Raw genomic sequence first — 23450 nt, 5'->3', positions numbered from 1 at the left:
AGTTCTAGAATTCATCTTCTATTTTAGCAAAGAAAAATTTGATTGCTAAAAACTCCCAATATACTACCAAGGGAAGAACCCCTTAAATTTAATAAAATCTAAGTTTAACGACACATATTTAAGTCGATACGACTGAAAATTAGCTACCTTTTTTAGGGAAAATAACCCCCTTCCCTAAATTTTTCTAGGTGATGAGATAATCTCTTCTAAGGGTATGCAATTCACTCAGGTAAGGGCAGCTTCCAGGAGAAAGAAAAGCCGAGTTAATGTTATATTAACACCTTTAGCTGATTCCCAATCCGGAGAGGCTGGACATAAACTATCCATATTAGTAAAAAAAGGGGAGAGTTATAGAGACTGAACTCCAGCAGATTACTTTAAGGATAAATACCTAACTCCTGTAATATTAAGTCCTTTTTCATTTCTGCCGTCTAGATTCTTATCCCAAAATTATGAAGTGAAAGCTTATCCTAGAGGGGGAGGATTAAGCTCTCAAGCTAAGGCGATGACTATCGCGATCGCTAGAGCTTTAGTGCAATACTATCCGGAAATGCGTAGCTCGCTTCGAAAGGCTAACTTACTCACTCAAGATAGTCGAATTAAAGAACGGAAGAAAATTGGAAAATATAAAGCTCGTAGATCTCCTCAATTTACAAAACGTTAGACACTATGGCTACTAAAAAAGGTAAATTTACACCCAAAATTGGATTAGGTACAGAATCCCTGAGAATTATAGAGATTTTAGCTCCTTACCTAAAAATGGCTAATGACAATAACTATGACTTTGTAGATTGTGCCTGAAAATACGGAAATGAGGCAATCATAGGACTTGCACTAAAAAATCTTAAAAAAGAGGAGGATAAATTTGAATTTCTACTTTACTTTCAGTCTAAGGTGTGGCCTTCTCAATTTTCGGGAGGAATTATGAAATCCCTCAAGTTTTCCCTAAATAAGATGGGCTTCAACAATACTATCCATACCTATTTTTTACATAGACCATCTACGAATTTAGAATTAAATCTTTCTGCATACAAGCAATTAATTCAGTGCAAAAATAATGGACTAACTGAAAGAATAGGATTATGTAATTTCGATAAAGATACAATAGAGTGACTTTTTAAGTTAACGGGAGTACTTCCAGATGCTCACCAATTTGAGTGTTCTGTAAATAATATGCGTTGAGATAGAATAAATTACTGTAAAAAGCGAGGAATTGAGATACAGGGGCATAATCCTTTTGGTAATTATGATAAGAATGCAAAAGATCCAGTGTTAATTAAGATGGCTAAAAAATATAAGTTATCTCTTAAAGCATTGCTAGCAGCTTTCCTCCTAAATCACGAGATAATCCCTATTGTTGTGCCTAGTTCATCTGATGAAATTGAAGAGATAATTAAATCTAAAAAAGTCAAGCTCAGTGCTGAAGATTTAAAAATACTAACAGAACTGAATGACTATGACAGTCAAACTTTTGAAACTTTTCCAATGGAATATCCTAAAGAATTACAGGCATAGCTTAAAAAGTGAGTGAAAAAAATAGTGCTTTATGTTTTGAAATTAGAAATAAACAATATTTGTGCAATCCCGGAGATGAACTGTATGTTGATCACTTTGCAGAAGCCAATCCCGGAGATGAACTCTCTTTTCAAAAGATATTACTGTGGGAGAGCTCTTGAGGTTCTCCTTACGTACCGAATTTAGAGGTTAAGTGTAAAGTTATAAAACATGTAAAGGATAAAAAGATACATATTTTGCACTTAATTTCTCAGAAGCGACACAGAAAGAGAAGGGGATTTAGAGCTAAGAAAACCTTATTAAAGGTTGTAGAGGTTAAACAACTATCCTAGGGAAAAAAGCTAAAAAGCTTGAACCCCCGACAAAAAATGTCGTCTATAGGTATTTCTTTTCAGGCACTTATATTGAACGGATTGACAAAAAGGGGAGAGTACATATCCCCCTGCTCTGGAGGCATGTTTTAAAGGACAAGGCTGTAGTTACAAAGGGACATGATGGATGCCTAGCGCTCTGAACTACTGACTTTTTTCAGTATTTCTCTAGATTAAAAGTAGATAGATGTACTACAGAAGCTGAACGGAAAATTGAAAAAAGATTATTTATCGGTAATGCAAGAACTCTTGATATTGACTCCAAAATGAGAATTATTATTCCTGAAGATATGTTAGAGCTTTTTGAAGAGGATGGAATAATGTATTTTATAGGTGTAGGAGACTATATTGAAATTTGAACTAAAGAATTATTTAATAGTTGAAAAGAAAGTCAGATGCCCAAAGATGTACCAGATGATGTAAAATAGTGTCTTTTCCCCACATCTTGTAGGTTTCTTACTCCCCCTCCTGGGGGAGTAAATTAACTTATGACTTTTTTTTAAAGCAGTGCATGTACCTGTTTTATTGAAAGAGGTGCTAGAGCATTGAATTGTATCTCCCTCGGGATTTTACATTGACTGTACTTTTGGGAGAGGAGGCCATACTAAAGCTCTTTTGCAACAATTATCACCAGATTCTGCTGTTTTGGGAATAGATATTGATCCTAATTCCAGTGAGCCCGCAAACTCATTGCAACTGAACGATTCAAGATTTCAATTTTTAAATGCTAACTACTCCTCCCTTTACAGATATTGAGCATTACATCAACTTCCACAAGCTGACGGAATTTTATTTGATTTAGGCTTCTCTACCTTCCAACTCAATGATCCTTCACGTAATTTTAGCTACAATGGCATCTCCTCTGGACTGGAGCTTCGATACGGAGTAGAAGGAGTCAGTGTCTATACTATTCTGAATGATTATTCTGAAAAAAAATTATCAAAGATTTTAAAACACTATGGAAACATTAAAAATTCTGAAAAATTAGTGAGAGAGCTTGTTGAATATCGAAAAAAGACTCCAATTAAGGAATTGTCTCAATTGAAAGAAATTGTTAGTAAGGCAAATTTGCTCTATACTAGGAAAAATAAAAATCCCCTGAAGTTAATCTTTCAGGCACTGAGAATTGAGTGTAATAGTGAATTAGATAATTTACGAAATGCGCTTGAGAAGGTGGGGAAAATCCTAAAGCTGGGTGGAAAGCTTTTAATTATTACATTTCATTCCCTGGAAGATGAAGTTGTGAGAGAATGGGCTAAAAAATTTACTCAAAAGCTAAAAATTATAGATTTAGGTATAATGATCCCTCCAATGTTTAAAATGCACCCTAATTCTCCAATTCTCCCCAGTGCGGGAGAAGTGGAAAAAAATTGAGCCTCTAGAAGTGCTAAATTATGAGTTTTTGAAAAGACAAAAGATGTTTAAACATTTTCTAGATTCTACTTTTTGGGCCTTATTCTTCCATTAACATATATGGATCTTACCTGTGAAATTTTTAAGTTACAGTAATAGAGGTTCTATTATTGAGGAAATAATGCATAATACCGCTCAGTATTACAGGGAGCATAAAATTGCATATTTCAGAAAAACAAACCCCTTATATGCTCATCTCTCCAAGAAAAGCAAGCACTCTTTTGGAGGGCTATTAGAAGGGGAGGGGAGAGAGATGAGAATCAAATTTACGTATAAAGGGGACTTGGATTATTACGGTCTCTATAGGGGAAGATATTTTTCTATTGAATTAAAGGAAACCCAACAACCCACTTTTTCCCTACATCTTATAAAGGAGAATCAATTATCACAGCTGGAAGAAATAGATCATCTTGGAGGAATTGCGCTAGTGTTAGTACACTTCATACATGGAGAAAAACCTTTTTGATTAATTACTTATTCGCAATTAAAGAAACTGCAATCTTGCAAAAAAACCAAAAAATTTAGTATTTCTGAATTTGAGAGTGTAAGTGCTGTACCTATCGAAATAATATATCCACACATCTTGAATTTAGAGCCAATCCTTAAGCAATTAATGAAAAGAGAAAAACAATAATTTCGGTTATTTTCGTGCTTCGATTATATTGAGATTTTCAAACACCTTGAGAATTTTTACATTTAACTTAACTCTAGCTTCTAAGTCTGCTCGATTAGTATATTCTCCGTGAGCAGCCCTCTCTTCTTCCAATTGTGTGGCTGTAATAGCTCCCAATCCGGTAATTGAAGAAAAGGGTAAGAGTACTGTTCTATTTCTAGGGTCAGGCTTAAAGGTAGAGGCTCATGATTCATTAATATCAATCATTCGAAATTTAATTCCCCTCGCAATCATTTCCATTGCAACTTCATAAATATTTACTAGATATTTAGTCTTTTCTACATTTTCTTGATCAGCCTTCCCCTTAATCATGATTTTTCCGGCGCAGTATTTATTCTTAATGAAACTTAAATCATTAGTCATTATTGTTTCGATATCAAAATGTTTATTCGTAATTGTGAGATAAGCTGCATAGAATTCTACTGCATAATATAGTTTGAAAAATGCAATTTTTCAACACATTAAAACATAGGCGGTAGCATGAGCTTTTGGAAAAATGTATGTAATTTTATTAGCGCAATCAATATATCAATCCGGTACTCCAGCAGACTTTAAAAAAGGTAAATCTTCTGGAGAAATTCCAAATCCTCTACGAACACTTTCTGTTATTTTGAAAGACTGCTCTATACTTAATTTTTTCTCCAAAAGATAGTTCATAATATCATCCCTACATGTAATTACTTCAGTTAAAGTTAAATTTCTCTTAGTCATTAATTGCTCTATATTTCCCTTTCAGACATTTTTTCCGTGACTGATTCCAGAAATCCTAACTAAATCGGAGAAGTAATTGACTTTCCCTTTACATGCTTTAATTATTTCTCGAGTTTTTTCTGTACCAAATTCGGGTAAACCTAGAGTACCGGTACTCTCTCCCAAAATTTCCAGTCTCTCGGGGGGAATTTCTAATACTGAAATATCTCCGAACATTTTCAAAATTGATGCATCTCTATACTCTATTTTTTCTAAATTTACACCCGTAAATTTAGAGAGTAATGCCAGAATGGTGGGGTCGTCTTGTCCAAGTATATCGAATTTAAAGAGAGAGTCTTTCAGCGCATCTTTTTCAAAATGAGTAGTTAATCACTCGCTGGTTATATCATTTGCAGGATAGTTGACAGGAGTGTATTTATAAATGGAATCTCCCTTAGGAATTACTATTATTCCTCCAGGGTGCTGTCCAGTGGTGCGCTTTACATCAATAATTCTCTTAGCTAATCAGTGAAGCTTTCCCTTGTTGAAGGGAATATTATTATCCATTAGATAATTTTTGGCGAGTGCGAAAGATGTTTTTTCAGCTACAGCAGAAATAGTTCCTGTTCTGAAGGTATGGTCCTTACCGAATAGTTCTCTTACAAATCTATGTGCTTTTTGCTGATATTGACCTGAAAAATTGAGGTCTATATCGGGTACTTTTTTTCTCTCTAATCCCAGGAAAGTTTCGAATGGAATATTCTGACCATCTGTAAATAACTCAATTGCGCAATTAGGACATATCTTTGGCTCTAAATCAAAGCCGGATTCCCTAAATTTCTCGTTCAGCAAGAAATAGGAACATTTATTGCAAAAATAATGAGGCGGTAAGGGGTTGACCTCACTTATTTCCAATACATATGCTAGAAACGAAGAACCTACTGACCCCCTAGATCCTACTAGAAAACCCTCTGCTTTTGATCTTTTGACCAACAGATGAGCGCACCAATATACTGATTCAAAGCCATTTTCAACAATTCCACTTAATTCTCGATATATAGTGGTCTGCAAAAATGTGTTAGGTTTAGGGCCGTATTTTTCTCTCAATCTTTTTGAAATATGCTCTTTAATATTCTCTAGAGCTCCACTAATTTTCGGTAAAGACAACTTGGTGAGATTAATCTGAATATTTGGTGAGATTTCAGCGACAAGGTCTTCGCGATGCTCAAAAAATAGTTCCTCAATTTGAGCCTCATTCAACTTGAGGAAGTCAAACTCTCTAATTAATTTTTCTGTAGTTCTCAAAGAATAATCGGGAAGTACTTCGTTGCTACTTTTGCTTGAATATAAAGGATGTCTTTTGCCTCCTATATTTTTTGCGTGCACTAAAACTTTGTATTGCTCTATTTCCTTATAGAACATATATTTGAGACAGTAATTAGCAATTAATTTAAATTGACATTTTTGAGACCAATCATAAAACTTTTGAAGCAATAACTGAATATCTTCAAGGCTGTAATAGCCGCGATTAATTTCATGCAAAAATAGTGAGGGGGGAGGTAAGCTTAGATAGTCTATTCTTTTTCCTTCTTTTTGGAATTCTGAAAAATCATCCTTAAAAACTGCGCTCAAAACTGCACTATTTGAAGGCGATGACAGTAATACCAAATTTTCCCTCAATGACTCTATATCAGATCAATGTAGTCTAGGTCGTTCTGCAAAATTTTCTGTATGAGCTTTGGAGATTAGCTCATATAGGTTATGTAATCCCTCCTGATTTTTTGCAAAAATAATTAAGTTGGAACCAAAATGATTCACCAACAATTTGTGATATTCAAAAGAAGTATTTAATTTGTTAAGGCTTTCATATAAATAGGGATCTAGGGAAAGTTCAATTAATTGCTTCTCTCATATCCTTCAAAGTCTAGCGAGGCAGTGAGTGTCATATTCCGAAGAGTGCAGCTCTTGTTCAACTATATTGACACACATTTTTTTCGCCACGGCGGCAAGTGAATATGACTTTGATTTTTTATCCTTTTCTAACGCTTTAGCTAACAATAAAGTGTCTAACAGTGGCATGTCTAGAGGTTCTAGATTAGCTTTTTTATATTGTGCATTCAAAAAGGGTAAATCAAAATCTGCTCCATTATGGGCGATCAAAATAGTTCCTGCCACAAATTCTCTTACTTCTCTCAAAACATCCAATTTATCCCTACCTAAAATATCTAATTTTTCTGCAGTAATATGGGTTAAATTAATAATTTCTTGACTTAATGTTTTATCGCATTTAAGATAGCTGTGGAAGGTATCCAACACCATTCCGCGACTATATTTCAAAATGTAAATTTCAATAATTTCATCAAACAAAGGATTCAGTCCTGTAGTTTCTAGATCAAAAAGAGAGAAGATAATTTCCTCTCCCTCGGGAAAAGACTCTAAATTCGAGATAATCTGTAAACGTTCCGAAATGACCTCCATTTCCGCCCCATAAAGAGGTTTGAGACCATATTTGTGAATAATTTTTTCTGAATCTGGAAAAGAGTGGGTATTATTGAAATCTGTTAATGCTAAAACTGGATAACCTAAAGTAGACATTGTGTCGGCTCATTCCTCTGTAGAAAATAATCCATCAAAACTGGAATATTTGGTGTAAACATTTAGTGGAAAAGCTTTTCTGGGGGACCTATCCTCTAGTTGAAACTCACTAGGTGCTTCGGTAGGAATAATTTTTAAAATTCTGCCATCATATTTAGTGGTGTTTTTGAGATCTAACTTAAATTCAATTTCAAATCATCTATTGACTTTCAATTGAGCCAGGAATTCTTCCTTTCCTTCTTCGGGTATTACCCTATTATTTAAGGAGAGATAATATTGTTCATAAAAGTTAGTAAAGCCTGTCTTGTAATTAAGTGTTTTTTTTCCAAACATCTGCACCCCATATCTACTTTCCATAGATTCCAAAAAATACAACTTGAAAATTCCCCGTTTTTGGTCTAATCGTTGATCATAAAAGCCTAAATCTCCCCTTGCCATGGGGGCTTCTAAGGAAGGATTTGATAAAGCTGAATTGACAGTTTCGGTAGCAGCAGAAATGTTTTTAAAGGGTAAATTTTCTACCTTCAGAATTGAAATAAATATTTGGCTGTAGTCAAATAAAAATTCAAGAAAGTTTTTCAAATTTTTTAAGTGCAACTGAAAGAATTTTTCGTGTGCAATATTTTCTGCCTTAAGTAAAAATTGTGGAAACTCAAAAATTAGGTGCTTTTCCTTAAAAGTGGGAATTGTATTTGTAGCTGGCGCTAACACTTCGTCCCCCCTCAAATTATCGAATCATTTATATAAAAGGGTGAACATTGACTGAGGATTATACATATAATTCAGCTCAATTCTGAGAACGCATATACTTGAAGTAAAGTAAAAAAGTTTAAGTAATTCCTGAAAATCAGGCTCAGCAAAATAGACAATTGTAAGTATGAATCTTTTTTTATATTCAGAAAATTTTCCATAAAATTCTGCCTTTTCTTCTAACTTTTCAAACTCTTCTGGGGAGAAAAGGTGCAATAGTTGAACAAAAAGTTTTTGAAATTGCACACTTTCAGTCTCTTTAATCATTGTTAAAAATGATTATTTAATTTCCGATATAGTCACAGGTTACGGGGGGAGGAATTTAAAACTAGCTCCGAAGAGCTAGTTTTAAATTTATGAAGCTAATATTTCAGAAGTTTAGGAAATATTTTTCCTTCTCAACTGGTTATAAGTATGTAAAATTCTTTGAATTGCAGAGCTCGAACTCATAGAATCTAATTTTGAATAATTATCGATATGACTTCCTCAATACTCTAAAAATAATTCAGGAACATCCAAATTGGAACAACTTCTTTTTAAATAGTTAGAAAATAACAAAATAGGATAAATTTTTTTCCTATATTTAAGATATTCCTCCTTAATTAAAGTTCAGCCATTTGCTTCCAATCATTCAAGAATGCGGATTGGATTAGTATGAGATAAACTAATCAAACATAATTTTTTAGAAAGTCATTCTTTACTCATTGCTTGCAGTATGGAAAGAGTAGTATTAGCTCCAAAACCTGCTAAAACTATCACTAGTGAATTTTTTCCAGCCCTTTCTGGCTCTAAATTTTGAAACCCATCAGAATAGATAAATTCTGCCCTATTAATCAATCCTTTTGACTGATATATTTTTTTAGATCGCTCTAATGCTGCTCTACTTAACTCTACATTTCAGACATAATCCACCTGATTATTTTCTAACAATATTTCTCCTAAACGACCAAGATCGGCTCCAATATCAATTAACAACACATTCCGTAAATCCTTAAGCTCAGCAGAAAAAAGCGCCTGAAGGCGCTTTAATCTTATAAAAGGATAGTACTAGGAATATCTAGTATACCACTCAGTGACTGTTGCTTCATTTAGGTCGAGATTTATTTCAGACCTCTGAGGATAACGAATATAGATAGCCTTATACTTGCCTTCCATTTGTAGAAAATCAGGTGCAATAAATTCCGGATAATAGTTAACTATTGGTAAGTGTTGGCTTTTTGGCTTTATTTCTATAGAAGAAGACGGTGCCACAATGTAGGAAGGTATATCCACTTTTTTTCCATTAAGTAGAACATGTCCGTGTGAGACTAACTGTCTTGCAGCTCTCCTTGTATTTGCCATCCCGGCCCTAAAGACTAAATTATCTAACTTACTTTCGAGCAAGAGTAAAAAATTCATGGACAAAGAACCTTTCATCTTCTGAGCAATAGCAAAAAAACGTCTCATTTGATTTTCCCTGAGTCCATATAGAATGGCCATTTTTTGTTTTTCTCTCAATTGTTCTCCGTGAAGGCTATGTTTTTTAAATTTAGTAGGTCCATGCTGTCCAGGGGGATAAGATCTTTGCTTACCCTTTGAAAATTCTCTCTCATCCTCATAAAAGGAGAATCCAAACTGTCTCGACTTTTTATATAAAGGTCCTAAATATCTACCCATTTATTTAATTAATCCTTGCTTTTTTCAAGTTCGTACAGTTTTGACTGAGGTCCTCACTGAAAAGGGTTTGCCTGTTTTGGCGCACACTAATCTAAATTGCTGGATATTCAAATTTCAAGCTCTCTTAGTAGCATTCATTGCTTTAGATCTATTATTACCTGTAATCGAACGTCTGCCAGTCTCTCGATCTAGTCTGCAGCCCAAAGTTACTGACTTTTAGCATTTTCTTCCTCGCAATTCTTTTTCTGCTCTTCTAATTTTTTGCCTATTTCCTCAAAATTGAGGTCAATTCTATCTGACTCATCTGAAAAAATTTGATTTAATTCTCCCTCTCTTTGCTCTAGATATTCTTTAATATCTTTCAATTCTGTTTGCATGTCTGAGCTAATCATCTCTCTTCTAGCTCGTTCAAACTCGCAAGCCTCTCTATAATTTCCCGATGCCTTTTGAAGTGATTGAATTTCCTTTTCTAGGGAAGTAATTCCATCCTTAATTTCATGAATATCTATCTTTCCCTTTTCCTCTCTATACCTCTTGAAATTCAACTTCGCTCATTCTTCAAGGGAGGGCATTAAAGGCTTCTTTACAGGTTTTATTTTCTTGCGCTCATACTCCTCTTCCCTCTCTTCTATAGCCTCCAGAATAGAGAGATATCCATCATCCTCAATATCGTAAAGTTCTGTTTCATCTAACTTAAAAGAGGTTGCAGAACAGGATTCAACAAGACTTAATTTTTCCTTTGATTTCACAAAATAATCTCACTCACTCAATCTATCTACCATATCCGGATCATGTAATTCCCCTCTATCCGAAATATTTAACTGATTTCCTCAATTTTCTACTCCCTTTAAGGTAAAGATTTTTTTCGATAATTGAGTTAACAAATCCTTAAATTTATATCTCACCTCTGAAGTTGTAAAGTGCGTCTCCTTTCAATTGTGAAATTGAGCTTTTTCGAAAGTCTTTAATCTTCTAAAGCTAGCTTCTTCGTCAGCTTCTTGTGGAAATCGAGTTTCAAAATACATAGGCCTAAAAGCATAATTTTTACTCTGTAACCTTTTATGCATATCTTCCTGAGCTTTTTGTAGTCTTTTTTCAATTTTTCTCATATTTTTTTCCCTATCCTCTTTTTCTAATTTTTCCTTTAATTTTCTCTCTTGAATTGGAGTCAATTTAGTTCACACTTGATCTATTACTAAGAATTCTTCATCATTTAATAATTTAGGGGAAAGGCCTATTAACTCATTTACCTTAGGTGCTGTATATTTCAGGCTTGGTTTATAGTAAATTAATTTTTTCATTTCTGGAGATAAATTAAATAGGGATTTATCCATTTTAGGGAGATACTTATAAAAATATTCTGAAGGTTTAGGAGATTCTAGATAATACCCTAGGGTTTTAAATTCATCCACCATCTCCCTATACACTTTTTCCCATTCAGCCTTACGCTTTCTGGATTCTTCCAGCAAGCTATCTTGAGAAGCATACATTTTTTTTAATTTCAGTATTACAATTTCTGAAAAATCTCTAATTAATTGCTTTTTTCTAGAAAGTATTTTTTCAATATGATCTATTCCCTTATTAGTCCAATCTGCTCACACCCTATTCATTGAATCGTTAAGTAATCCTACATGACTTGAATAGTGATTACTTACTTCTTGTTGGAATGCCAAAACTTGATCTCTAATAGAACCTAAAAAGGCTGAATATTGTTTTTCTACACTCTCGACTTTTAATTTCAAAGCATATAGTTCTTCTCTATAATCTTCCACTTTCTGACTAAATAATTCTTTTTGTTCCTTCAGCTTTCTGGATTCTTCTTCATATTGGGGGATATTCTCCATTCTGTTAAGATCATCCAAATATTTCACTAGCTTTGTGCGCTCTTCATTAATTTGCTTTTGAACACTTGTCTTTGCCAAATGCAGAGAACCCTGCAACTCCAGCTGCCTTAATTGATCTTTCCGGTGTGCATCTTTTTCTGCTTGTAATCTTCTCGTAATTAATTTGGAGAGACTAGCATCTTGAGCTAAAAATTCTAGCTTCATTTCTGATTTCTTGGCTCTATGTAGAGTGCTTACTCGTTCTAATAAAACCTTCTCAATTTCTCGTTGATAAAAAACAATTTCATTTAATTGATTATTTAACTCCACTAATGCATCTCCAACCCTAGCATCGCTTTCATTGAGTAAAGTTTGAGAGCCAAAAATAGATAGATAAAACTTGGCGTCCATTCCTGGATGCAATGAAGAAAACTTTTCAATTTGTTGCTCAAACTGATTAATTACCTTATCAGTGCCCTCAATTTCTTCTAACACCTCCTTTTGTTCTTTTTGGGTAAAAAGATAGGCTGCATTTTCTGCAGGATTTTGACCATCATCAATTATTTGAGTTTTAAGTACTTTTAAATAGGAAGATAACTCTCTATTTTTTTCCCTTAACTTGGTAAGCTTGTCATCTAACAACTTTTTAAAACTGCTATTTTTTTGTGCATATCTTCCCAGGCCGGGCTTCCTATTTAATTTTTCCCAAATGTGCGCAGTTTCAGGAGTAATTCTTTTTTCTTCCAGTTGATCTATTTCATGTGGACTTAAAGCACTATAAAACTCTTTCAGTTTCAAAACAAAAGAATCGACGTTGTTATATTGAGGTGTAATCATAGTTCAAAAATGGTGATTTTTATTTAAATCTGTAACTTGAGTAAATGGAAGATTGGGATTAAAGAAACTAGCCCTTTTGTTATCTTTAACTAATTCAGTTATTGTCTGTCTATAACTTTCTACTGGGGAGGGAATTAACTCGGTGATATCTGCAGTGATTGTTTTAGGATCTTTAGTAGTATTGGACTTCAATAATTCTGTATATTTGGAATCTTCCTCTCCATCCCCTTGGCTGCCGCTAGAATCGGAGGAAATTCCCCCACTAGACACAAAATTTACAGAAGAAAATACATCAGCTGCAGATTTAAATGTAGATTTTCATCCAAAATCAGCCTTCTTTCTCTTTTCTTCCTCTTTCAGTATCTTCTTGATATCTGCTCCCTTTTCCTCATAATCAAGCTGATAGGAGACATTTCTTTTGTCATCTTCATTCATCTTTTGCGCAAATTCTTTTTCTATAGTAGGGGTTTCCAACCTATCCCCCCTATGTTGCAACTCCTTTTCAAATGCATCCTTAATGGGGAAGGGCGCCTGATCTTTTTTGTCTGCTGATCACTTACGTCACTTCATATCTTGCTCTTTTTCTCGGGAATGATGTTGGAAAAATTCTCTTTCCGAATCAAGTACTATATATTCATCAAAAGCACCAAATTTTTGATTTAAATTAATCACCTTCCAACTTTCCTGCAGCCGAGCAAGTTTTTCGCACTTATGAATAACATTTCTAAAATGATCTTCCCTGGCAAGTATGTAATAGTCTTCTTCTAGCCACTTAAAGTAATAATTTTTTTGCTTCCAATGGAATATATAAACGGGTCTATATTGAGTGCCAAATTCTCCTGAAACTGTTAATTTATTTTTTTCCCTAAGGAGCCAGAAGAGGCGGGGAGACGCTGAGAAAACATACTTTGAAGAATGGGTCTTAAGCAGAGCAACTAATTGAGCGAAAAGTGCAGTGTAATCTAGAGGCATACCTATCTAAAGGTTATACATGATAACTAAAACGGCCAAACTTGATTTTAGGGTTTCTGTGGAAAGGGGCAATAAGCCCTCCACAACTCCTATACTAAAGTAGGAAAATAACTACCTCAAAGTTTTTTCTTGAGAAGATTTAGAACTCTCTTCCGAATTTTCCATCGACTTATCATCTAGTAATAAATCTTCCTCCAATTCTTCTATCTCGATATCCTCCTCTTCAATTTCACTTTCATCCTCGGTTTCCTCTCCTTCAGGTAACTCAAACTCATCTAGCTCACCTTCAGACTCCTCACCTGCAGTATCTTCCTCATCTCCATTAATACTTTCTAGAGAATCTAAAAATGAATCATCACTATTTTCTATTTCATCTTCGGTGAATGAATCTATCTTCTTCCATTTGTTATTTTTGATCGGTGCGTGGTCCTTTGGCTCCTCTTCCTCCATTTCGGTTAAAATCTCATCTTTTTTAATTCTCTTTTTTGGGAAGATAGGTCCCCATTTTCAATTAGCTACTATCTCGACTGCATTCTTAATAGTGCAAGAAATTAAATAGAAAACCGTGACACAAGGAAGTACCATCACGAAGGAAGGAGCTGATACAACAATCGCTGCAATCGCTCCTGCGATGACAAAAAATCTGCGCCATCTGCCTCACTCTGATCACCTCAAACTACACAAATTTAAAAAATTTTCCTTCGTAAATTTTTCATGCAAATTCAATTTATCCATAGCCAAAACTGTGGATTTATTAATTTTGAAACTAACAGCTTTTTTAGGCATTTTTTTACCTTAATTTCACTACTTACCTAAAAGTGCAAAAAGTACCTAAGACTGTGCCAAATAATGATAATTTTATCAGCTAGAGTTCTTTTTTTTAAGCGCTTCTTGAGCGATATTTTCTATCAATTCTTCCTCAGAATAACAGGGTAGCAAATCTCAAAAATGCTCTTCTCTTAATGTCTTCGCTAAATGAGAGGCAAAGGGAGGATTTAATGATAATTCAAAAAAGAAAGAAAAAGGTAAATCAAATAATTCATTTTTATCTCTTATATGAGATACTATTTGGCCATGAGAAAAAATAATAATTTCATCCGCACATAACAATTCCTCCATATCATGTGTAATAGAAATAACTGTTTTCTTATACTCAGAAGATAATTTTTTCATGAGTTTAACAATCTCTACTTTTTCAATGGGAGAGAGCATTGAGCTCGATTCATCAAATAAGAAAAGTGAAGGGTTAAAAGCTAAAACTGAGGCAATAGCTACTTTCTGTTTTTGACCCCCAGAAAGTGTATTTGGAGCTTTATCTTTAAGAGCGTATAAATCTAAAGAATCTATCAATTGCTCTACTATCTCTTTCATAAATTTTCTAGGTACTTTTTTATTCTCTAGCCCAAATGCCAATTCTTCCTCAATAGAAGAGGTGATGAATTGACTGTCTGGATTTTGAAAAACTACTCCCAAACAAGAAAAAATGCGTTGATATCCTATTTTGGAAATAGATTGGTCCAAAATTCTAACATATCCGGACTGTGGTTTTAACAGCCCTGTTAGTAATTTAGAAAAAGTAGATTTTCCTGAACCATTGTGTCCTACTATGCAATAATATTTAGATTCTTCCAGGGAAATAGAAAGATTGTAGATAAATGGTTTTTCTGGGTGATAGGAAAAGCAAATTTTATGCATTTCTACAGCCATTTTTGGAGTTCGCTCAACCAACATGAAAGATTAAAAAGCCATTAAATTTATCGCCCAGGGGGGGGATTTTGCCTTTTCGCTTCTTTAATTTTGACCGCCAAATATCTAATAACATAAATAACTAAAACTATCCCAAAAAGCCCGGCAGCTTCCGCTCATTTGTTCTGACTAAATCCCATTACTAAGCAAATTACTATAAGAATAATTCAAAAAAGAGATACTAAAACACTCTTGATTGTCTTGTATGTAAATCGAAAGAGGGGTTTTAATGTTCTTCAGAAAGATTTACCCAACTATTGTGGTGATGTGTAAAAAATTATGTAGCTAAGAGCAAGAGAGGATCTATGGGATTAAAAGGGGAAAAATAATAGGATGAAGCAACAAAATAGAAGCATAAAACAATAAATGTTAATGTACTGCTAAAACCTATTAAATGTTTTTTATATAGATGATAGGATCTTAGATTAGTTCTAGTAGCTTTAGGCAAATACGCCCTAGAAATCATCGCGTTTGCCAATTCTTTGGATTTAATCATAGAAATAATAAATAAAGGGATAAAAAGGGATAAAAATGCCGAAACTTTATCTCTTAGTCTTCCGTTTTTAAAATCAATCCCCCTGCTTGACTGAGCTTTAACAATTCGCATAGTTTCAGATAACAGGGAAGGAATAAATCTTATAGCTAGAGAAATAATAAGCGTTATTTCTTTAACTGGAACTCTGAAAAAAGATAGAGGTTTAATAAAGTGGCCTACCGCGTGTGTGAAAGCGGTAAGATCGGTGGTGTGACTTAACGCTCTGGAGAGCGCGATAATCATTACTAATTTATTGGAAATATTAAATGCAAGAACCGTTTGCAACAATGTGAATGTATATCACTTAGGAATAAATCCAACGTATTTTTTTCCACTAGAAGTGAGAACTGCGAAGGTTTTCATTTTTGAAATCCCTGGATAGGTAGAGTTGCAAGATCCGGATCCATTTGAACAGCAGCTAGATCCTCCTCCTGATCCATTAACGCAACATCCGCAGACTTTCTTAAGCTCTTCTACAGAAGAAGCTACAGCAACTGCAGTACAGCCTGTTCCACTGTTAGAGCAAGAACAGCTCCCAGTGCCTGCCGCGCCATTTTTAATGCAACCCTTGACCACTTCTCCCCCCAGAAAAAAACCTGTTTCTATCGACTCCCCTGAAGCGGAGCCATTGGAAGAGGTAGTAGAGCTAGAAAAAGGCAATCTTGAAAAAATCTTGGAAATTTGAGCACCGAAATCATAAAACTGAGAGTTTAAATAATTTTTATCTCAAAATCCTGGATTTTTATTAAAAATTCAATTAACAAAAAATAAAAAGCAATAAATCCCTAGATAAAGTGCAATTAATTTTTTGTATAAATTTTTTAAACATCCTGAAAAAAAAAGAACTCCAAATGTAAATACAAATAGAGAAAGGTGCAACATGATGCCTAATTTGGAAAAAATCAAAAATGTCAATAATACAAATAAAAATAATTTGAGGAATGGATGAGCTTTGATTTCGGAAGCGAGAGCTCGAGCCGAAGCTCGAGAATCTAACTCGCTCCTAACTAAAGCATTGAGTGACATTTACTATCGCTTTGGCTAATTGAGTGACATTTCTAGGTTTATGATTTCAGACTCCAATAAAACGATTATTTTTTTGCACTAATTTTTCTATAAATTGAACAACCTTGGGTTTGATGAGGGAGGGGGGACATGTTCTAAAAAAAGAATAAACATCACTGTCTGTACGTAATCGACCATTTTCAAAAAATAAAACTCTGTCTGCTACCTCCAAAATGAAGTCCATATTGCTTGAAGCCAATATTATAGTAGTTCCTTTGCTGTGAAGCTGTTTCACAAAATCTATAACTTGAAGAATTGACTGTGGATCTAAGCCCAGTGTCGGTTCATCAAAGACTATCACTGCAGGATCAAGAATTAATATTCCAGCTAAAGTCACTTTTCGCTTCTGACCTCCTGATAATTTAAAAGGAGAGGAGTGTATTAACTCAATGGGAAAAGATAGTTCTGACAAAATTTTTTTTGCTTTTTCTTCTCACTCATACATTTGACTGTGATGCAAATTAGAAAGTATTTTTGGACCAAAAGTGATATCTTGCAGCACAGTTTCTTTAAATAATTGATATTCAGGAAATTGAAATACCATTCCAACTTCTCTTCTGATTGCCTTATAGTTTTTTAGCTTAGATTTGAAAAATAATATTCGCTGTCCGCTGGCAAAATATATATTCGCTGTCTCGGACCGTAATAATCCATTTAAATGTTCACAAAAAACACTTTTTCCGGAACCTGGAGGTCCTACAATTCCATAAACTTTACCTTTTTTAAACTTACAGGAAAGAGAGTGTAAAACTCTCTTTTCCTTAAAGCTGCAGTTTAAGTCAAAAACCTCTACAGCATTATCTGGGCTTGGCTTATGTGAAAGAGCATTTTTTTTTATGTTTATATTCAATAAATTCTTCATAATTACAGAAACGTTTTCATTTTTTTATTTTCTGACTCATACGTCTAAATTACAAAGAAACCGCAATGGACGACTTTAATTTTATGTAGCAAAAAGTACAATTTAAAAATTTTCCAATTGAGATATTTCTCCAGTCTTATTTGAAAGATTACTTCAAACATTAATTTCCTCATTTTTAGGATTTAAAAAATTCAGTTCTTTTAAAAATTGAGAAATTTTAGGTTCTGCTGAAACAGACTTAATTCTTAAAGCTGCATTATTAAACTGACTATTTCTCCTGGTGGAATATAAATCACTAACTAGAAATAATTGTTTTTTGGCTCTAGTCATCCCAACAAAAAGAATTCTCCTCTCCTCTTCAATATCTTGTAAAGTTCTGGCATAGTGTTTAGGAAATTTTCCTTCTCGTAAATTAAGAATGAAAACATAGTCAAATTCACAACCTTTAGCGCCATGAACTGTAGAGATATTCAAATATTGAGTTTCTGTAGTATGTCCTACAAAATGCTTCACATATGCTAGCAGCAAATCAAAAATTTTTTTTACATTAAAGGATTGTTGTCCACTATAAAAAGTCAAAATAGTGTAAAAATGAATGATATTTTGAATAGCTATATATTTTTGAGAGGTTATTAATTTAGTCAGATCCGATTTTGAATTGTTTTTAATTCAGTCCATTAAAGATTCTTTATTTGAAATAATTGTTTTTTTATATTTTTGGCCTTCTCGGAATTCATATCTAATTAAATTTCACAACTGTCGTATTTTAGAAATATTCTTTTTATCTTCTGGGGAAACTCACTTATTCCCGAAATTAGTTTTTAAGCAATGTTGAATGCTTTCGATGGTGTTAGAGGAGTATTCCTCTATTTGATCCCTAAGGTAGTCTGGTATTTCATATTTTTCAAAAAAAGATCTAGAAATATATTTAACAGCAAAAGGATCTTTCTTGAATTTAAGAGAGATATAACAGATTAAAAAGTAGCTCTCATTGTTTCAGGAAATATGTTTGGAAAAATTGAAATCCAAAATTTTTAAACCTTTAGATCACAGCCTTTTTCGTAAGCTTTTGGTTTCAAGGTGAGTTCTAGATATGATTGCGATTTTATTTAGATCAACCCCCTCTGACTCTAACTTTTTAATCATTTCATAAATTTGCTTATTGGCTCCTCCTGGTTTATCAGATACTAACCAATGAATTTTATCTCCCCCTTCATTTAGGGTGAACATTTCGTTAAAAATATCTTTCTGATCATTTTTAGTAATCAACTGCTGAGAAATATTCAAAATATTTTGAGTTGATCTATAATTTTGAGATAAATTAAAAAACACTGTAGAAATATCTATGTTAGTTTTAAAGTAGTTAAAAATTTCTGGATATGCTCCTTGAAATCCATAAATAGCTTGATTAGGATCTCCCACAAAAAAAATATTTTTCTTAAATCCGGAAATTTCAGAAATAATTAAAAGTTGCAAAAAGTTCATATCTTGAAATTCATCTACCAATATTTTCTCGAACCTTGACTGTACAATCTTTTTTCTTTTAACGCTCTTGTGGACTAAATAATGAAAATAAATGATCAAATCATCAAAATCAAACATCTCTCTCTTGTCTAAATGATTTTGATACTCCAAAAATATTGACCTTAAAATTCCAGCTATTTTATCTCTGCAAAAATTGTATCTCTCCTCTATTTTTTTATTTAATCTCGAAGAAAATCATTCATATTTTTTAACTTTTAACTGAAAATTGTTATTTAAGTAGTTTTCGATTTTATTGCGTGAGAGAGCATTTTCTGTTTCTTCTTTAACAATTTCGTGAATACTATTTTCTGTTTCTTCCGATGCTCCAGGAAAAAAAATTTTTATCTGACGTTCTATTTCCGAATTTAAGAAAGAATTTTTTTCAGGACCATCCCAAATAGATAAGCGATTAATTTCCTGCCTCAATAATCTCGAAAGATCATTTTTAAACTCTTCTTCTAGGAATTTTTTACAAATAGAATGTAAAGTTCCTGCATATTCAAATTCCCTGCGGGCTTTCACAAATTTATCTATTCGAGCCTTGATTTCGACAATACCTCTATTGGTGTAGGTAACCAATAGTATCTTTCTCGGTTCGATTTTTTGAGCCAAATAAAACCTAATTTTTTCAATAATTACAAATGTTTTGCCGGAACCAGGTCCGGCAATAATTCCTACATTTTGCCTCTCATCAAAGTTAATTGCATTCAATTGCTGTTCATTCGGGACTTGGGTATGCCGCAAACTTAAAACACTCTGAAACCGAAAGATCCCGCTCCATAAGGTGACTGAATTATCTTTAAGACCTTTCTAAATGTTCTATCTAAATAAAAATGGACTAAAAGGATATACAGTAGTTAACTACCTACAAACTGAAAAATTTCGAGAACAAATAAAACCGCAAATAATGAAATTAATTAACAAGAAGTGAATACATAAATCTTCGATTCTTCCAATTTTTGAATTAAAAACGAAGATCACGGAATCTCTTAACAACAAATTAGATAAAGATTCCATCCAAAAAGTAAATGAAAATTGTAGCTATCTAGGTAAGTGAAGTGAGTTTTTTCTGGAAAATCTAATTAATTACTGTCAAGATAAAAAAATAAAACAGTGAGATCAATTAGATTTGCGCAAAAACTGAAAACTGGTCAAAAAAACAACTGAAGAAAGTAAAAAATATTTTTCTCATAGAGTGCAAAAAAATATGTATTTAGATTGACTTCTGAATTTAATAGAGGGGGGTTCCTCTACAGTGAGTTCTAAATATGCATTTTTTCTAGAACAAGAAAACTTTAAAAATCATAAGTATTCTCATATTTTTTTAAAAATAATGGATCACTTTAAAGCTTTTCTACCTCACTGCAAAAGCTATATTAGTTGAAATAAATTTACCAAGTTGTATACTATTAAGCCATCAAAGGATTGCAAAAATGAATGCGAAGTTACGGGTTGAGAATTTGACTTCTTCAATTCTGAAGATCAACATATCGTGGACTTTAAATTTCAAAAAAAGAGTTGGGATGCCAATTGAGTTTGGCAGCTCTTACTCTATGTTTATTTACTAGATTTTTATTATGGAATTCAAGCTAAAGGAATAACTTTAATAAATACATTTTCTGGCGAAAAGTGATCCATTACATTAGAAGAATTGTTTGAAAAAAATAAAACCAATTATTTCTTCCAGCTTTTAAAACTTGAAATTTCTGATTATGAAAAAATACGATTTATGAATAGAATTCTCTCCTGTTTTAAAGAATGGACTGAGGAAAGTAAACTGGAAGAAATAATTGCAAATAATTTTTTTTGCAAAACATCAGATGGCCAAGTCGATAAATATAAAAGCTTTATAAAAAAATTAAATGTGCAAAGGCAAGAAGTCAATTTTCTCTCAAATATTCATTCTCCTAAGTGAGTTTGGGAAGAGTGAATAAATTTTTCTAATTAATTTTTTGCTAGTTCAAAGCCATCAGAAAATTTTTCATTTTTAGATTTTTGTTGATGTTGCATTAGCAATTGATCCAATTTATCTCTAGAAAAATTAATTTTTTTCTCTCCTAACACTTTCTCTATCAAAGGGAGGGGCACTCCCTCTCTTTCTATGAGTGTAAAAATTTTTTGTTCTGCTTCTAAATGGCTAGACTTAAATGATTTTTCTATTTTATGTTCCATATTTCTCAAAATTTTGAAAAAAACTTTGTATTCTAGTAACATTTGATCCTGCAACCAAACAACGTTTTTCTTTAACTCGGGATGTATGGGCAATAATGATTTAATCGCTATTTGAGACAACAAAACTATAGCGGGTTCTACCTCTAAAATTTCCAAAATACAGATAGATACAAAAGCTCTTCTCAATAATTTTCGCACTACATAACCTCTCCCTTTTTTATCTGGAACAACTCCTTCACTCAAAAGAATTGTGGCTGTTCTTAAATGATCGGCAGCCACTTGAAAATGAGACTTCAAATGATCGGGAAGGGAGTCATTTTCTGAAAAATATCTAAAATGGGTAAAGCGCTCTAATCCTTCTATGAGGGGCTTAAATAAAGAACTATGATAGATATTCTCTGCTTGCTCTAGTATTGTAATTAACCTTTCAAAGCCTGCGCCGGTATCTATATTTTTACGCTCTAGCTCTATATATTCATTTCCTTTTTTTCAGTATTGACTAAAAACTATATTTCAAATTTCAATATATCTGGCATTATCTATATTTTTCTCAATCAACTGAAGACCTAAACCCTTTTGATCATATTTTCTACCGCGATCATAGTAAATTTCTGTACAAGGGCCGCAGGGTCCGTCTCCAATTTCTCAAAAATTCTCTTTCCCCAATTTCAATATAGGTGCATATTCACCGAGATGTTCTTTCCAAATAATTGCACTTTCTGCATCATCTTTGTGAATGGTTACGACTAATTTAGATGCATCAATTTTTAAAACATTTTTTAGAAATTCCACTGCATATTTAATAGCCTCTTTTTTAAAGTACCCGCCAATAGAAAAATTGCCCATCATTTCAAAATAAGTGCTATGCCAAACATCTTTTTCGATACTAGACATATCAACTGTTCGAACTACCTTTTGCACGCTAGTAAACATTTTGGGAGTGGATGAATCTTGAGATATAAACTCTTTTTTAATTGCGCAAAGTCCTGAATTAATAAATAATGTAGATTTATCATCTTGGGGAGGAATTAGGGAAAGAGGTGGAACTATCTGATGCTCTCTTTCCCTGAAAAAATTCAATCAAGCATCTCTCAACTCGAGTGCAGTAATATTCAATTAAAAAATTGCTTCTTTGTACAAGCCGGCACCTAAACATCTAGTACCGTCTCGAGAATAAAAAACAGCAAATTGGCCAGGACTAGGAATTAAAACTGGCTCATGTGAAAAGCGGTACATGCATTCATTTACTGACTCTAATTTTCCTTTAATAAATTTGCCTGTGTACTTGAATTTCATACATAAAATATCTCCCGTTCTAGGCTCATCATGAATTCAAATAATTAAATGCACTATGCAGCCGGAACTTACTAAATATTTCTCCCTCTGACTTTCCCTACAAACATATAAAGTTGATGTTTCTGCATCTTTTTTACAAACATAGTATTTCTCTGACTCTCCTGAAACATTTACTCCTTTGCGTTGATTAAGTGAATACATTTGCACTCCCATATGTATTCCTAATTTTCTATTATCTTCTATATCTACCACAAAACCATACTCCTTCTCTAAATACTTCATAATAAAATTCCCAAACTTTCGTTTTCCAATAAAACACATCCCCTTGCTCCCCTTTTTATTTCAGTTGGGAAAATTATTTTCCCGAGCCATCTTTCTAACTTCTTCCTTGCTTTCAACTTCGCTTAGAGGGAAAATTATCTCCCTCAATTGTGCTTTAGTGAGTCTAGATAAAAAATATGTTTGATCTTTTTTTACATTTTTAGGAACCTCTAAAAATGGAAAATCATTATCTCCTTCCCAGACTAATCTCGCATAATGTCCGCTTGCGACCTTTACATCTTCGCCAAAATCTTTTTTTACTCTCCTTAGAAAAACACCAAATTTAATTCTCGTATTACAAAAAACATCTGGATTCCCTAGACAATTTTTTTGCAAAAAAGCCATGAAGGGACAAAAAATTTGATCTCAATATTCGCAGGAAAAATTGTATACAGTCAAGGGAATATCTAAGATTTTGGCCACTGCTCTCGCATCTGCTAAGTCTTGTGATTTACTTTCACACTCTGCATTTAAATCTAATTCATTTAATTGTTTGTCTCAATTAATCATGTAGGCACCAAAAACCTCATATCCCTGTTGTTTAAGTAAGAGTGCTGCTACCGAAGAATCCACTCCTCCAGACATGGCGACCACAACTCTAGGCTTTAAAGGCACTCTCTCCCTAAAAGTGTTA

General features: G+C 33.3%; 18 protein-coding genes and 1 pseudogene. 8 read left to right on the top strand and 11 right to left on the bottom strand.

The features are described from left to right. The first annotated feature begins 214 nt into the window (after positions 1–214). The 7 genes and pseudogenes from rpsI to MHM_RS00985 all read left to right on the top strand — a co-directional run bounded on the left by rpsI (position 215) and on the right by MHM_RS00985 (position 3933). Positions 215–664 carry a 30S ribosomal protein S9 gene (gene rpsI, locus MHM_RS01010; protein ID WP_015511572.1) on the top strand — a complete coding sequence of 150 codons (450 nt, stop codon included), beginning with the start codon at positions 215–217 and terminating at the stop codon, positions 662–664. A 5-nt stretch (positions 665–669) separates the two neighbouring features. After that, positions 670–1515 carry an aldo/keto reductase gene (locus tag MHM_RS01005; RefSeq protein ID WP_015511571.1) on the top strand — a complete coding sequence of 282 codons (846 nt, stop codon included), beginning with the start codon at positions 670–672 and terminating at the stop codon, positions 1513–1515. 8 nt (positions 1516–1523) lie between these two features. Then, positions 1524–1847 (top strand): 50S ribosomal protein L21, encoded by a 324-nt coding sequence (gene rplU, locus MHM_RS01000; protein ID WP_015511570.1) that lies wholly within the window; start codon positions 1524–1526, stop codon positions 1845–1847. Further along, positions 1841–2011 (top strand): annotated as a pseudogene (locus MHM_RS03070) (division/cell wall cluster transcriptional repressor MraZ); the annotation flags it as partial. The gene rplU and the pseudogene MHM_RS03070, both read left to right, overlap by 7 nt. A gap of 141 nt (positions 2012–2152) precedes the next feature. Further along, a complete protein-coding gene (locus MHM_RS03045; protein WP_245529186.1) occupies positions 2153–2314 on the top strand; it encodes an MraZ C-terminal domain-containing protein in 162 nt (53 codons plus the stop codon). Between the two features lie 79 nt (positions 2315–2393). Further along, a complete protein-coding gene (gene rsmH, locus MHM_RS00990; RefSeq protein WP_146222358.1) occupies positions 2394–3311 on the top strand; it encodes a 16S rRNA (cytosine(1402)-N(4))-methyltransferase RsmH in 918 nt (305 codons plus the stop codon). Positions 3312–3372: 61 nt separating this feature from the next. After that, positions 3373–3933 carry a Holliday junction resolvase RecU gene (locus tag MHM_RS00985; protein WP_015511567.1) on the top strand — a complete coding sequence of 187 codons (561 nt, stop codon included), beginning with the start codon at positions 3373–3375 and terminating at the stop codon, positions 3931–3933. A gap of 6 nt (positions 3934–3939) precedes the next feature. Here MHM_RS00985 and MHM_RS00980 read toward each other — a convergent pair whose 3' ends face one another. From MHM_RS00980 to MHM_RS00930, 9 genes are all read right to left on the bottom strand, one after another. Continuing rightward, on the bottom strand, positions 3940–8274 hold the full coding sequence (locus tag MHM_RS00980) for a PolC-type DNA polymerase III (protein ID WP_015511566.1): 4335 nt from the start codon (positions 8272–8274) through the stop codon (positions 3940–3942). Positions 8275–8385: 111 nt separating this feature from the next. Continuing rightward, on the bottom strand, positions 8386–8985 hold the full coding sequence (locus MHM_RS00975) for a tRNA (adenine(22)-N(1))-methyltransferase TrmK (RefSeq protein ID WP_015511565.1): 600 nt from the start codon (positions 8983–8985) through the stop codon (positions 8386–8388). 69 nt (positions 8986–9054) lie between these two features. Further along, the gene (gene rpsD / locus MHM_RS00970; RefSeq protein WP_015511564.1) at positions 9055–9663 is read right to left on the bottom strand and encodes a 30S ribosomal protein S4; all 609 of its coding nucleotides are present in this window, start codon (positions 9661–9663) and stop codon (positions 9055–9057) included. 206 nt (positions 9664–9869) lie between these two features. Then, positions 9870–13295, bottom strand: coding sequence for a hypothetical protein (locus tag MHM_RS00960; protein WP_015511562.1), 3426 nt, complete (start codon positions 13293–13295; stop codon positions 9870–9872). A gap of 111 nt (positions 13296–13406) precedes the next feature. Further along, positions 13407–14081, bottom strand: a complete 675-nt coding sequence (locus MHM_RS02830) for a hypothetical protein (protein ID WP_015511561.1) — start codon at positions 14079–14081, stop codon at positions 13407–13409. 72 nt (positions 14082–14153) lie between these two features. Then, complete coding sequence (locus MHM_RS00950; RefSeq protein WP_015511560.1) at positions 14154–15026, bottom strand: ATP-binding cassette domain-containing protein; 873 nt, start codon at positions 15024–15026, stop codon at positions 14154–14156. 292 nt (positions 15027–15318) lie between these two features. After that, on the bottom strand, positions 15319–16602 hold the full coding sequence (locus MHM_RS00940; RefSeq protein WP_015511558.1) for an energy-coupling factor transporter transmembrane component T: 1284 nt from the start codon (positions 16600–16602) through the stop codon (positions 15319–15321). Next, complete coding sequence (locus MHM_RS00935) at positions 16580–17503, bottom strand: ATP-binding cassette domain-containing protein (RefSeq protein WP_015511557.1); 924 nt, start codon at positions 17501–17503, stop codon at positions 16580–16582. The genes MHM_RS00940 and MHM_RS00935 overlap by 23 nt, the downstream gene beginning before the upstream one ends. Before the next feature lie 102 nt (positions 17504–17605). After that, positions 17606–19771 (bottom strand): ATP-dependent helicase, encoded by a 2166-nt coding sequence (locus tag MHM_RS00930; protein WP_015511556.1) that lies wholly within the window; start codon positions 19769–19771, stop codon positions 17606–17608. A gap of 70 nt (positions 19772–19841) precedes the next feature. Here MHM_RS00930 and MHM_RS00925 point away from each other — a divergent pair, with 70 nt between their 5' ends. After that, positions 19842–20975, top strand: a complete 1134-nt coding sequence (locus tag MHM_RS00925; RefSeq protein WP_015511555.1) for a hypothetical protein — start codon at positions 19842–19844, stop codon at positions 20973–20975. Here MHM_RS00925 and MHM_RS00920 read toward each other — a convergent pair. Beyond that, entirely contained in the window at positions 20972–22315 is a 1344-nt protein-coding gene (locus tag MHM_RS00920; RefSeq protein ID WP_015511554.1) for an alanine--tRNA ligase-related protein, read from the bottom strand. The genes MHM_RS00925 and MHM_RS00920 overlap by 4 nt on opposite strands. After that, positions 22316–23431 carry a tRNA 2-thiouridine(34) synthase MnmA gene (gene mnmA, locus MHM_RS00915; RefSeq protein WP_015511553.1) on the bottom strand — a complete coding sequence of 372 codons (1116 nt, stop codon included), beginning with the start codon at positions 23429–23431 and terminating at the stop codon, positions 22316–22318. It lies immediately after the preceding gene. Positions 23432–23450 lie beyond the last annotated feature (19 nt).

Origin of the sequence: Candidatus Mycoplasma haematominutum 'Birmingham 1', assembly GCF_000319365.1 — a bacterium.
Lineage (GTDB): Bacteria > Bacillota_I > Bacilli_A > Mycoplasmatales > Mycoplasmoidaceae > Eperythrozoon_A > Eperythrozoon_A haematominutum.
This window is presented reverse-complemented; position numbering and strand designations above follow the sequence as displayed.